Below are 12552 nucleotides of genomic sequence, written 5' to 3'. Positions count from 1 at the left end.
CCTTTTATAGCAAACGAGTGATGTCATTGAAAAGCCCTAAAAACATGACAAAAACCAAAAACCCCACCCCCACTAGCCACAACGCATTTTGTATGGGTGTTGGCAAAGCGATATGAAAAATATTTTTAAAAACAACCCCTAGCATTTGCGCCCCATCCAGCGTTGGAATGGGTAGTAAATTTAAAATCCCTAAATTGATAGACAAAAACGCCCCAAACAACAAAAGCATGCTCACGCTATTGGCATGGCTTAACGCTCCCACAATGCCTATTACCCCACTCAATTCCTTAACTGAAGTGCTCCCCATAATCAAACGCCTTAAAGAATCCACAATCAAAACAACGCCCTCTTTAAACCGACTCAAAGCCTGCTTGAACGCCTGAATTAGGGAATAAGAGACAACGCCCATTTTTTGCATGTCCGGTTTAATGCCTATCGCTTTGTATTGGATGATTTCATTAGGATCATTAGATTCGCTTATTACCGCCACGATTTTGGGGGTTAGGCGTTTTTCTAAAATCCGGTTGTTTCGCTCTATTTCTAAAATTAACTCGCCTTGAGAGCGTGCCACTACGCTTCTAATCTCTCTAAAACTCGCTATTTTTTGATGGTTGATAGAAAGGATTTTATCCCCCTTTAATAGCCCGGCTTCTAGCGCGTTTTTGTCTAAACCGCCAATGATGGGCAGTAAGACTTTTTCCCCGCTCAATGCCAGAAAAAAATACACTAGAATCGCAAAAAGAAAATTAAAAAACGCCCCCCCAAACAATATCCATAGCTTTTGGAAAGGGCTTTTTTGCACGTAGCTATCATTCGCTTCTTTTTCTTCATTCACTTCTTTTTCTTCTTTATCCATGCCCTTTAATTTCACATAGCCCCCAAGCGGGATCAAAGACAAAGCGAATTGCGTGCCAAAAAGCTTAAAAAACCAGAGTTTTTTACCAAAACCAATGCTAAAGACTTCCACTTTCACCCCACAAATCCTAGCAATAACAAAATGCCCTAACTCATGGACAAAGATTAAAAACGCCAGCATTAAAACCGCTACAATGAACATCATACCCCTGTTGGCTCTTTGGTGTTAGGATCTTTTAGGGCTGGCTCTTTAGGAGGCGTGGGTGGTGTGGGGGGCGTGGGATCTGTGGTTTTTTGGTTTTCTTTATTTTCTTTATTTTCTTTTGGGGGTTTTTGCCACAACTCTGTCAAAGCCGCCGCTTTTTTAGGATCCATTTTGGCTAGAATTTTGCCTAATTCTTGAGGTTTTAGCGCCATTAAAATTTCTAAGGCGTTTTGAGTGGGTAGATTTTCTAAAATCAGAGCCGATTTAGAATCCTTCATTTTAGAATAAGTCTCGCCAATCTTGCTGTCTTTAGCCTGCTTGATTTCTCTTAAAATATCTTCATTTTCTTCTATCAAATTTTTAAGGCGTTTCTTTTCTTCTGTTTGTAAGGTTTTAAAGGCTTCTTCTTTAGCCGCTAAATTTTTCAGTTTTTCGTCTATTTCTTTTTCTTTTTGGTTTAATAGATCGCTTTTTTCATCTAAAAGGCGGGCGTTTTCGGTTTGCAAGATCCTTAAAGACTGCTCTTTTTCGCTCAATTGGCGCAAATCGTCTTTCAATTCGGCTTTTTTAGATTCAAAAATCGCAGAGCATTGCAACAATTCTTGCGCGGCTTCTTCGCTAAAAAGCGCTTGTAAAATCAAGCCCATTAACAAGATTTTACGCATGCAAGCCCCCTTTTTGCCAGTGTAAAATCATGGCGTTTTCATCTAAAAGGGCCTGCTCTTTTTTTTCCAAATTTTCCTTTTCTTTTTGTTTTTCATTTTCTAAAATGATTTTAGCTTTTTCTAACTCTTGGTTAGCCAAAAAATAATCTTTTTCTAAAACTTTTAAATCCTTATTTAAATTCTCGCCCTCTTGTTGGTAATATTCTATCTCCATTCTTAAAGCGCTTTTTAATTGCTGGGTTTGTAAAAAAGGCTCATTCCCCCCAACTCAGGGTTTTTAAACGCGCTCAATTGGGCTTGTTTGTCCAAAATTTCTCGCTCGTTTTGTTGCAATTCTAGGCGTTTGTTTTGGAGTTTTTGTTCTATTTTTTCTAACGCAAGGGTTTTTAATTGCACCAACACAGAAGCGAATTTTTTCATAGAAAAATCGTGTCTTCTCTTTCAGGGCTTGTAGAAATAAGGCCAATTTTCACCCCCACTTCTTTTTCAATAAAACGAACATACTCTCTAGCGTTTGGCTCTAAATCGTCTAATTTTCTCACGCCCGCGCTTTTTTCCCAGCCTTTAAAAGTTTGATAAATCGGCACGCAATCTCTCAAATCGCTAGGGAAAGCCTCTAATCTTTCGCCCTTTCTTTCATAAGCCACGCACACCTTAATCGCATCAATCCCGTCCAAAACATCTAATTTCATTAAGGCTAATTGCGTGCAACCATTCAAAGCGCAAGCGTATTTTAAAGCCACCAAATCCAGCCACCCGCAACGCCTTGGGCGCTTGGTTGTCGTGCCAAACTCCGCGCCCTTAGTCCTTAAATGATCGCCCATGAGTGTAGTGTCTTCGCTAGGGAAAGGCCCGTTACCCACACGAGTAGAATAGGCTTTTGTGATACCTATGACTTCATTGATCGCTTTAGGGTTTAAGCCGGTGCTAACGCATGCGCTAGCGCTCGTGGTGTTAGAGCTTGTTACAAAAGGGTAAGTCCCTAAATCAATGTCTAAAAGCGTGCCTTGCGCCCCTTCTAGTAGGATTTTTTCACCCTTTTGGTTCGCTTCTATCAGCATGCTTGTGGTGTCTTTGATAAAGGGGCAAATTTTTGGAGCGTAAGTTTTAAAATACTCCCTCAAATCTTTTTCGTAATCCTCGCCCAAATCATACGCTTCTTTAAAAGGCTCAATGGCTTTGAAATGCGCTTTTAGTTTCTCTTCTAATATGGTATCGTCTAATAAATCCCCCATTCTTATCCCGCTCCTCGCCATTTTATCCTCATAGCAAGGGCCTATGCCTTTTTTAGTCGTGCCGATGTTTTGAGACTTTTCTTTAAAAGCGTCTTTTTTGGCATGATAAGGCAAGATCACATGGGCTCTGTCGCTGATAAACAAACGATTTTCTAAATCCTCAAACGCACTGATTTCTTCGCACAAATCCTTAATACTCACGACCACCGCGCTAGAAATGATGTTCTTGCATTTGGGGTATAGCGCTCCTGAGGGCATTAAATGCAAAGAATGCTTAACCCCCTTATGCACAATGGTATGCCCCGCATTATGCCCGCCTTGATAGCGCACCACAAAGTCATAATCTTTAGCGATCCTATCAACAATTTTTCCCTTCCCCTCATCTCCCCACTGAATCCCCACAACGACATCTGCCATAAAATATTATCCTTAAAACAAAGTAGATTGGATGGTCTAAAAGCTTGTTAGAATACCAAAAAAAAGTAAAGAGCCTCTTTATAAGCCCTAAAAAGAGCTTAAAAGCCTATCGTGTAATTGATATAGAACGCATACAAACGCCTGTAATCCACATCAGCCCCATTGGCCCTCAAATACCTTTGATTGATAGCTGGGATTTTCACGCCAAATTCCATACCATGCTGAATGCTTTGGGACGCGCTCAAAAACCGGCGGTGCATGGTGCTGGCAAAATGAGCCCTTAAGCCCAAATTAAATAAAAATTGGAAATTCGTGGGAGTGGGGTATTCTTTAAACGAGTTTTCAATTTGGCCTCTTAAAGAGCTATCCCAAGTGTTACCCGCTATTTGAATGCCCCCAAACACCCCCACATTCAAGGACTGATCGCTAAAAACCCTTCTAAAGATATTCCATAAAAAGTCTGTGCCAGCGCCATAAGTAAAGATATTCGCCTTAACAGCGCTGCTAAGACTGCCCAATTGCGTAAAGCCATAATCAAAGAAAGCGTAATACCGTAAGCCTATATTCTTCTTGCTCCCAAAAAATTGCTTATAGCCCACTTGAACGCCAAAGCCATTAATAACCCCATGCTGAGAGCTTTTGCCTGGCCCAAATTGGGGCAAGTAGGGCTCATCGTAATTATTCAGCATCCCTCCTAGCTGTTTTAAATTCTCTTGGTAAGTAGCGATTCGATCCGAGATGGTTTTCACATCCTTTTGGAGCATTGATCCTGCACCACTGTTCTTCAAGTTTTCTGCAATTTGGCCTAGCTTTGCTGAAGAAGTGTCATTAAAAAGCTGCATTTGGGCTAATAGCCCTTTTAAAAACACCGAATTACTATCCAGATTCACTCTCGTGAGCGCGTTTAAAAGCGCCACACTCTCCGTGGCTAAGAGACTGAATTCACTTTGAGAACCATAGAGAACTTTTATAATTCCCACGTATTCAGGAACGACTCCATTGTTGCTGCCATTATTACTATTATTAACCAAGTTATACAACACATTGCTCAAATACACTTGCAAGGCTTGAACGCTATAAGCGTTTTTATTCGTTTCAAAGCGTTGCTCAATTTGGGGGAGTATTTTTTTAAACTGGGTTAATTCTGCGTTATTGTTGCCAACAGTTGTATTAGTATTGATAATTTGGTTGCCTATCCCTAAAAGAGCGTCCATGGTCGTGTTTGTCGCTAAGGCTAAAAGCCCATTACCCCCTGCCATACCCACGCCCACTTGGCGGAAATCATCAATGACATTATTCCTTAGGGTGCTGCCTTTGTTATTGATATTTTGTTGTGCGCCGCCGATTTGATAGCCCACTCCCATATAAAAACCATCGTCTTCAGCTAACGCCATGCTTAAGGGAAGGCTAAAAAGCAGAGCGGTTTTTAAAAGCCCTTTTTTGAGTGCTTGGTATTGACCTTTTTTCATTCTTGTATTCTCTATCTCTTTTGTATTGGTATGTTTCATCAAGAGCCTTCCTTAAAAACCGACTGAATAGCCCACATAGAAGCTAAAATTCCTCATATAGCTCGCGCTTGAGCCTTGGGTTGCAAAATATTTATGAGCGATAACAGGGATTTTCACCCCAAATTCTATCCCTTGGTCTAGCCTGTGCTTGTTGAAATTGGTTTTTGCAAAGTTGGTGCGCACGCCCAAATCAAACAAGAATTGGAACGAGCTAGACTTGACATCAGGCCTTTGCCCGCTCAACAAGTTCGTTACATTAGTGCTCCAAGTTTGCCCTGCGATTTGAGCGCCAAAGAAAAGGCCGATTGTAGTCCTTTCCCTCCTTCTAGAGCGTTCATACACATTGTATAAAAAATCCGTTCCTACCCCATAAGTAACAAGATTCGCTCCCACTTTTAAATTCGTATCGCCAAAGTTCGCATAGCCATAATCCAAAAACCCGTAATACCTTAAGCCAATATTCTTCTTATGGGTGAAAAATTGTTTATAGCCCATCTTAGCCCCAAAGCCGTTCATGCTCGCTGACTGATAATCTTTGAGAGAAAAGAGATTAGGGATATAAGAAATCTTATAAAGAGAACTAGCCGAAGATTCAAACTGGCCTAAACTCGCGTTAATAATATTTATGACTCTATCTAGCCCTTTCTTATAGATAAGCTGATTCCCACTAAAACAAGACGATGCACTGCTACAAATATTTTTTTCAATAAAACTCCCTAATCTCAAAGTCTCACGATCTAAAGAAATCCCGCTCTTAATCAAAGCGTTGAGTTCGCTCACCGTAGAATTAGCCCCTATCAAGCCCGTTTGCGAAGAAAAATTTTGCATGCCTGTGGCAATATCGCCCACGCTCACGCCATTATACGCTCCATTAGTCCCGCCTGCGCCTAAAAGCATGACTTTCATAATATTTTCGTATAGCTGTTCGTTATTGTTTTGTTGGATTTTGCTCAAATCCACTTGCCCTAAAGCTAAAACGATGTTTTGAGCCACTAAGAGCATGCTATCAGTGATACCGACTTCTTGACCCTTCACATCCACCACCAAAGGCTTAATGACACCCTGATTGGCGTATTGCTGGGATAGATCCAATAGCTTTCCTAAAATCCCTAGAGATTGTTCTAAATTGACTAAGGCTTGGTTTGGTTGTGCTTGGTTTGGTTGCGATGGTTGCGTTTGTGAGCCGTTTTTCAGGCTTTCACTCAAAAGAATTTTTGTTTTATTCCCTAAAATATCCAAATAATAAGATAAGGGAATGGCAGAAGTTTGCAACCTCACAGCCCCATCTCTGATTAACTGCTTTAATTCTTGCGCTTGGGTGAAGCCTGGATTTTTCAATTCCTGTCTGGCCAAACTCGTTTGATAATCTATGACAAAAAACGCCCCATCTTCTTCAGCGTTACACAAAGACATGCCCGCTAGTAAGGAAAGAGCGATCGTTTTTTTAAAGGAGTGGTTTTTCAAAAATATCCTTTTTGCTTTGATAAGTGATTTTACTTAATCCATAAAAGAAACTTTCTAATTTTAAGATAATCATTCTTAATTTGCTATTAAGTGTTTCAAAAAAGCATCAAATTGACATCTTTTAAGCAAAATGTTATAATGCTCGCTTAATTTTATTTGGGGTGTTAGCTCAGTTGGGAGAGTGCAACGCTGGCAGCGTTGAGGTCAGGGGTTCGAACCCCCTACACTCCACCATCATTTATTACGCTTATCCTTTTTCTTTATTGATCAAACCCGTTTTCTTGCTAGTATTACCCATAATTAATTATAATCTTAGGAATTGTTTTTCATCAAGGGAGTTTGAGCGTGAGCAGTTTGTTTAAAATGCGCATTCTTAGTTTCAAAAAGAATAAGCGGGCGGTGTTTTCGCTCTATCTTTTTATCGCTTTATTAGCGCTTTCTCTTTTAGCCCCCTTGTGGGTGAATGATCGCCCTTTATTCATCTATAAAGACAATAAAGCGTATTTCCCCATGTTTAAAAATTATGCGGAAGTGGAGTTTGGAGGCGATTTTTTCACCCCTACGGATTATAACGATCCTTATGTGAAAAACACGCTTTTAAAAGACGCTTTCATCATCCATGTGCTCATCCCTTATAGCTATGATACGATCATTATGGATTTAGACTCGCCTGCCCCCACCCCCCCAAGCTTCAAACACCTTTTAGGCACAGACGATCAAGCCAGAGACGTGTTAGCTAGGCTTGTTTATGGCTATCGTGTTTCGTTAGTGTTTGGGATTTTACTCACCCTTTTTAGCGTTCTTATTGGCGTGAGTTTGGGAGCGTTTCAGGGGTATTATGGAGGGTTAATAGATTTAGTGGGGCAAAGGTTGAGCGAGATTTGGAGTGCCATTCCCATGCTTTTTTTACTCATTGTAATTTCTAGCGCGTTCAATTCTAATTTTTGGATCATCTTGTTTTTAGTCTTGCTCTTTAGCTGGATGGGGCTTTCTCAAGTCGTGCGCACGGAATTTTTAAAAGCAAGGAATATGGACTACACCAAAGCCGCTAGAGCGCTTGGGGTGAATGATTTAAAAATCATTTTCTACCATGTGTTACCCAACGCTTTAGTGGCAACGATCACTTACATTCCTTTTTTAATGGCGGCTAGCATTTCCACTTTAGTGTCTTTAGATTTCTTGGGTTTTGGCATGCCTATAGGGAGCGCGAGTTTGGGCGAATTGGTCAATCAAGGCAAGGATAACCTCACTACGCCTCATTTAGCGGTTGTAGCCTTTGTAGCCATCAGTTTGTTGCTTTCTGTTTTGGTGTTCATTGGCGAAGGGGTGCGCGATGCTTTCAACGCTAACATGCTCAAATAAGGGGGTTACATGCTAGAAATCAAGAATTTAAACTGCGTTTTAAACGCGCATTTTTCGCTCCAAAACATCAATATTTCTTTAAGTTATGGTGAAAGGGTGGCGATCGTGGGCGAGAGCGGGAGCGGTAAAAGCTCTATCGCTAATCTCATCATGCGTTTAAACCCTAGATTCAAGCCTCATAATGGCGAAATCCTGTTTGAAACAACCAATCTTTTAAAGGAAAGCGAAGCGTTCATGCAGCATTTAAGGGGGAATATTATCGCTTACATCGCTCAAGACCCCCTATCCAGCCTAAACCCCTTGCATAAAATCGGCAAGCAAATGAGTGAAGCCTATTTCTTACACCATAAAAACGCTTCTCAAACGCTCCTTAAAGAACAAGTTTTAAACGCCATGAAACAAGTCCAATTAGATGAAAAATTTTTGGATCGTTACCCTTATGAATTGAGCGGAGGGCAACGCCAAAGGGTGTGTATCGCTATGGGGATCATTAATGTGCCCAAACTGCTCATTTGCGATGAGCCTACCACCGCGCTAGATGCACAAATCCAAAACCAAATTTTAGACTTGCTCAAGCAATTGAGCGTGGAAAAAAACATCGCCCTTTTATTCATTAGCCATGATTTAAAAGCGGTTAAACGATTGGCTGATAGGGTTTATGTGCTAAAAAAAGGCGAGATAGTAGAAACCAATTCCACCAAAGAGCTTTTTAATGACCCCAAGCACGAATATTCAAAACTCTTGATTCAGGCTTCAAATTTGCCCGCTAAAAACTTAAAAGCGCTAGACGAGACGCTTTTAGAGGTGAAGGATTTTAGCGTTTATTACTTGCAAAAACGCTTCTTTAGATCTTCTTTAAAAAAACCCCTTATCGCATCAGTGGATTTTTCCCTCAAAGCTAAAGAAAACATCGGCATCATTGGCGAAAGCGGGAGCGGGAAAAGCTCTTTAGCGTTAGGGCTTTTAAAACTCGCTTTAAATAGCGGGGAAGAAAAGATTTTAGGCCAAAGCGTGGGGCTTTTAAATTCTAAGGCGTTCAAACCCTACCGCAAGATCTTGCAAATGGTGTTTCAAGACCCTTACGCCTCATTAAACCCTCGCTTAAGCATTCAAAGTATTTTAATAGAAGCTTTGCGCTTTGCTTACCCTAAGGCTTCACAACAAGAATGGTACCATTTAGCTGAACTTTGTTTAGAAGAAGTGTGTTTAAACCCTGAATTGCTTGACTTTTACGCTTATGAGCTCAGCGGAGGGGAGCGCCAAAGAGTGGCGATCGCTAGAGCGATTGCCTTAAAACCTAAAATCATTCTTTTAGATGAGCCCACTTCCGCTTTGGATAAGAGCATTCAAAAAAGCGTGTTGGAATTATTGTTGAATTTACAAGAAAAGCAGGATTTGAGCTATTTGTTTATCAGCCATGATTTAGATGTGATCAAAGCTTTTTGCGATAGGGTGTTAGTGGTGAGTGAGGGGAAAATCGTAGAAACAGGCGCTATTGAAGAAGTGTTTGACAACCCTAAGCACGCTTATACCAAGCGTTTGTTGGAATCTAGGCTTTAAGGGGGCTAGCTCTTAAAAAATACTCAAACGCATGGGCGTTATCTTTTCATTTTCTATAAACAAAACGAAGAAACTTGATAAGGGGCTGTTTTTGAATAAGGGTAGTCGTCAATAAAGAATGAAAAGACTTTGGATTCTTTGGGCAAAATCTTTTCTTTAAAAATTTTTTCATAGCTTTTTTTGACAAACCATTTAAAAGCTCGCTCTTCCACAAAATTGTGAGGGTTTTTAAGGACTTCTAGGCGTAAAACGCATTTGTTTAGACTGAATTTGGAAATATTTTTGACTCCCACTTGCAAAGAAAAGGCGTTGCTATAACTTAAAGGGTTAGCGTGCAAGATGCGCGTTTCTATGGGGTAAATCGCTTGAGTGAGTAAAACGTTCAAAACAAAAGGCATGCTTAAAAACGTGCCCAAAAAAGCTGCTGTTGTTATATAACTGGCCCAGCGGTTTCTTAAAAGCAGAGCCAAAAGGAGCAAAATCGCGCAAAAAAGGATTAAAACGCTCGCTATTAAAACGCTAATTAAGGTCGCTTGGCTTAAAAATCCCTTAAAAGACTCTAAAAAAGCTTGAACAAAGGCAAGAGACGCCATGCGTTTTTAAGGCTCTTTAGTCTCGGCAACGCTAGATTTAACCTTACTTTTAGTGTCAATCCAAATGTTAGGCACAGCCCCACCTGGAGTGAGCATGATTTGAGCGTTGTTGTTCGTTTTTAACGCTTCATTAAACTGGCCTTGAACTTCAATTTGGCGCAGTCTTAAAAGTTTGTCGCTCAAACTTTGTGAAATGCTTAAATTGGCTTGAGATTTTGCCTTAGCCTCAATCACGATCGCATCAGCCACGCCCTGAGCCTTAATCCTGTTAGCGTCCGCTTCCCCTTTAGCCAGAGCGGCTTGTTTTTGAGCTTCTTGTTTAGAGCGCTCCACCTCATATTTCACCCTTTCTGATTCTTGGCGCGCGATTTGGACTTTTTCAATTTGCTCTTTAATCTTAGCGGGCAAGACGATTTCTCTCAATTGGATAGAGCTTAATTCCACAGGGGTGTTGGGGAGCTTAGAAACTTCTTTATTGATACCGCTATTGATAAGAGCGGCGATTTCGTTGCGCTTAATGGGTAAATCTTCAGCCGGGTAGCGCCCCACGACAGAGCGCACTACATCGCGCACCACAGGGTTGATGATTTTTTGCTCCCAAGATAAGCCATAAGTAGCGATCGTTTGGGGGGTGGTTTGAGGGTTTAGGCGGTATTGCACGGTGAGTTCAATAGAAACGGTCAAGCCCCTACTATCCATCACATTAATAGCGTCGTTTCTAAAAATCCCTTGGTTTTTACCCGCCACGCCCATGTCTTCGGTGCGTGAAAAATTGATATTTCTAATCCTTGTATCTACAATGAGAATGTCTTGAATGATAGGCACAAAAAAGTGGATTCCTGGCTGTAAGGGGGTGGGTTCGTATTTCCCGGCGGTGATTTTAATGCCAATTTCTCCTGAACTAATCACTTCAAAAGGCTTGGCCAAAAAAGCGATAACGCCTAAAAGGACAATGACAATTAAAACCGATAGTTTTTTAGAATTAAAAGAATTAGACGGCGGGATGAAACGCCCCCCATCATTAGGCGTATTAGGCGTGGGGGTTTCTCTTTGAGAATTTTTCTTTTTTAAATGTTCGTTCAAATCAATGGGCATGGATTTCCTTTTTAAATATTTTAACGGCGTTTGGGTTTTTTAGAATGGTGGTTTGTTTTAGGGTGTCTGTCTTTGTGCTGACCCTTTTTGAAAGAACGCGCTTGCTCATGCTGGTGCGTTTTTTTGTTAGAGGTTTTTGGCGTTTTTTCTTTAGGGTTTTGAATCGCATCAATTTCTTGCTGGTTTAAGCCAATTTTGCTGGTTTCAAACTGCAAACTCAAAAGTTTTAAAACCAATTGAGACGGCTCAAAAATTTCGGTAAGCTGTTCATAAAGACTGATAGTCCCTTCAGACACTTTAGCGTCATGCAAGGTTTTGATGATCTGATTTTCGTTAATGGTGGGGATTTCAAAAAGCTCAATCTCTGAATCAATTTCTTTTTGCATGCGTAAAAGCTCTTTGTATTCTAAGGGGGTTACTAAAGTGATCGCCATGCCTTTTTTGCCCGCTCGCCCGGTTCTCCCAATGCGATGGATATAGCTCTCGGTGTTTAGGGGCAAATGGTAATTAAACACATGGCTTACACCGCTAATATCTAGCCCACGGCTCGCCACATCTGTAGCCACCAACACGTCAGCGTCATTTTTTTTAAACGCCATGATAGAAGAGCGGCGATCCCTTTGATCCATATCCCCATGCAAGGCGGTGCTTTTGTAATTTTTAGAAGCAAGGAATTGGTGCAATTCATCGGCTTCTTTTTTAGTGCGCGTGAAAACAATGCTCTTTTTGGGCGCTTGGGTGTCTAAAAGGCGCATGATCGCTTCAGATCTTTCATGTTCGTTGATCACATAAAAGCGTTGGGTGATGTCGGTGTTGGTGATATTAGAAGGAGCGATATGGATTTTAATAGGGTTTTCTAAAATCTTATCCGCTAGTCTTTTAATCGGCTCTGGCATCGTGGCTGAAAAAAGCAAGATCTGCGCTTCGCTAGGAAGGTAGTCAAAAATCTCTTCAATATCGTCTAAAAACCCCATATCTAGCATTTCATCGCTTTCATCTAAAACGACCACTTTAGGCACAAATTTATGGATGCGTTCGTTTTTTAAATGATCCAACAACCTTCCTGGTGTAGCGATCATCACTTGGGGGTTTTTCTTAATAAATTCGCATTGTTTTTTAACGCTCTGGCCTCCATACACGCACACGGTTTTAGTCCTGGTGTGTTTGCCCAATTTAAAAATCTCATCGCTAATTTGCATGGCTAATTCTCTGGTGGGCGTGATCACTAAGGCCTCTATGGTGTGGTTGTTTTTAAGGTTGTTGATAATGGGCAGAGCGAAAGCGGCGGTTTTTCCTGTGCCTGTTTGGGCTTGTGCGATGACATCTCGGCCTTGCAAAACAGCCGGAATGGCCTTTTCTTGAATGGGGCTTGGGGAAGTGAAACCGGCTTCATAAACGGATTTTAAAACCGATTCTTTTAAGCCCAAATCATTAAAACTCGGCTTATGATAAGCGTCATCATCAATTTCTGTAGGGAGTGGTGGTTGATTCAATTCCATGGGAGATTCATACCTCAATTTAATTTGAAACTTTATAAAAAGTTAATAAAAGGCTAAAATTAAAATCTTTGATTTAAAGTTTATAAGATTTTTG

The 12552-nt window shown here is 40.9% G+C and carries 10 protein-coding genes, 1 tRNA gene and 1 pseudogene; 3 read left to right on the top strand and 9 right to left on the bottom strand.

All coding sequences use genetic code 11. The annotated features are described in order from the left end of the window. Positions 1-4: 4 nt before the first annotated feature. The 6 genes and pseudogenes from rseP to D2C72_00550 form a co-directional block, all read right to left on the bottom strand. Complete coding sequence (rseP, locus tag D2C72_00575) at positions 5-1057, bottom strand: RIP metalloprotease RseP (GenBank protein ID QEF44146.1); 1053 nt, start codon at positions 1055-1057, stop codon at positions 5-7. After that, a complete protein-coding gene (locus D2C72_00570; GenBank protein QEF42975.1) occupies positions 1057-1725 on the bottom strand; it encodes a flagellar protein in 669 nt (222 codons plus the stop codon). The genes rseP and D2C72_00570 overlap by 1 nt, the downstream gene beginning before the upstream one ends. Then, positions 1718-2145, bottom strand: a pseudogene (locus D2C72_00565) (flagellar FliJ family protein). Before D2C72_00565 ends, D2C72_00570 begins: the two are co-directional and overlap by 8 nt. Beyond that, positions 2142-3377, bottom strand: coding sequence for an adenylosuccinate synthase (gene purA, locus D2C72_00560; GenBank protein ID QEF42974.1), 1236 nt, complete (start codon positions 3375-3377; stop codon positions 2142-2144). Before purA ends, D2C72_00565 begins: the two are co-directional and overlap by 4 nt. Before the next feature lie 98 nt (positions 3378-3475). Beyond that, on the bottom strand, positions 3476-4885 hold the full coding sequence (locus tag D2C72_00555) for an outer membrane protein (GenBank protein ID QEF42973.1): 1410 nt from the start codon (positions 4883-4885) through the stop codon (positions 3476-3478). A 12-nt stretch (positions 4886-4897) separates the two neighbouring features. Continuing rightward, positions 4898-6349 carry an outer membrane protein gene (locus D2C72_00550; protein QEF42972.1) on the bottom strand — a complete coding sequence of 484 codons (1452 nt, stop codon included), beginning with the start codon at positions 6347-6349 and terminating at the stop codon, positions 4898-4900. Positions 6350-6507: 158 nt separating this feature from the next. Between D2C72_00550 and D2C72_00545 the strand changes: the two genes are divergently transcribed. From D2C72_00545 to D2C72_00535, 3 genes are all read left to right on the top strand, one after another. After that, positions 6508-6583, top strand: a tRNA-Ala gene (locus tag D2C72_00545). Between the two features lie 111 nt (positions 6584-6694). Further along, entirely contained in the window at positions 6695-7711 is a 1017-nt protein-coding gene (locus D2C72_00540; GenBank protein QEF44145.1) for an ABC transporter permease, read from the top strand. Positions 7712-7720: 9 nt separating this feature from the next. After that, complete coding sequence (locus tag D2C72_00535; protein ID QEF42971.1) at positions 7721-9271, top strand: ABC transporter ATP-binding protein; 1551 nt, start codon at positions 7721-7723, stop codon at positions 9269-9271. Positions 9272-9324: 53 nt separating this feature from the next. Here the strand turns inward: D2C72_00535 and D2C72_00530 are convergent, their stop codons facing one another. The 3 genes from D2C72_00530 to D2C72_00520 are packed head-to-tail and all read right to left on the bottom strand — an operon-like array spanning position 9325 to position 12458. Continuing rightward, positions 9325-9864, bottom strand: coding sequence for a DUF2393 domain-containing protein (locus D2C72_00530; protein ID QEF42970.1), 540 nt, complete (start codon positions 9862-9864; stop codon positions 9325-9327). A gap of 6 nt (positions 9865-9870) precedes the next feature. Further along, positions 9871-10959, bottom strand: a complete 1089-nt coding sequence (locus D2C72_00525; protein QEF42969.1) for a prohibitin family protein — start codon at positions 10957-10959, stop codon at positions 9871-9873. 20 nt (positions 10960-10979) lie between these two features. Then, positions 10980-12458: a DEAD/DEAH box helicase gene (locus D2C72_00520; protein QEF42968.1), complete on the bottom strand. Its 1479-nt coding sequence runs from the start codon at positions 12456-12458 to the stop codon at positions 10980-10982. Positions 12459-12552 lie beyond the last annotated feature (94 nt).

The organism is Helicobacter pylori (genome assembly GCA_008032955.1).
In the GTDB taxonomy this organism is placed as follows: domain Bacteria; phylum Campylobacterota; class Campylobacteria; order Campylobacterales; family Helicobacteraceae; genus Helicobacter; species Helicobacter pylori_DC.
This window is presented reverse-complemented; position numbering and strand designations above follow the sequence as displayed.

What these genes read in the sequence shown, in the direction of transcription:
- rseP (QEF44146.1), bottom strand. Translation starts at nt 1,057, where the DNA reads ATGTTCATTGTAGCGGTTTTAATGCTGGCGTTTTTAATCTTTGTCCAT.
- D2C72_00570 (QEF42975.1), bottom strand. Translation starts at nt 1,725, where the DNA reads ATGCGTAAAATCTTGTTAATGGGCTTGATTTTACAAGCGCTTTTTAGC.
- purA (QEF42974.1), bottom strand. Translation starts at nt 3,377, where the DNA reads ATGGCAGATGTCGTTGTGGGGATTCAGTGGGGAGATGAGGGGAAGGGA.
- D2C72_00555 (QEF42973.1), bottom strand. Translation starts at nt 4,885, where the DNA reads ATGAAACATACCAATACAAAAGAGATAGAGAATACAAGAATGAAAAAA.
- D2C72_00535 (QEF42971.1), top strand. Translation starts at nt 7,721, where the DNA reads ATGCTAGAAATCAAGAATTTAAACTGCGTTTTAAACGCGCATTTTTCG.
- D2C72_00530 (QEF42970.1), bottom strand. Translation starts at nt 9,864, where the DNA reads ATGGCGTCTCTTGCCTTTGTTCAAGCTTTTTTAGAGTCTTTTAAGGGA.
- D2C72_00525 (QEF42969.1), bottom strand. Translation starts at nt 10,959, where the DNA reads ATGCCCATTGATTTGAACGAACATTTAAAAAAGAAAAATTCTCAAAGA.
- D2C72_00520 (QEF42968.1), bottom strand. Translation starts at nt 12,458, where the DNA reads ATGGAATTGAATCAACCACCACTCCCTACAGAAATTGATGATGACGCT.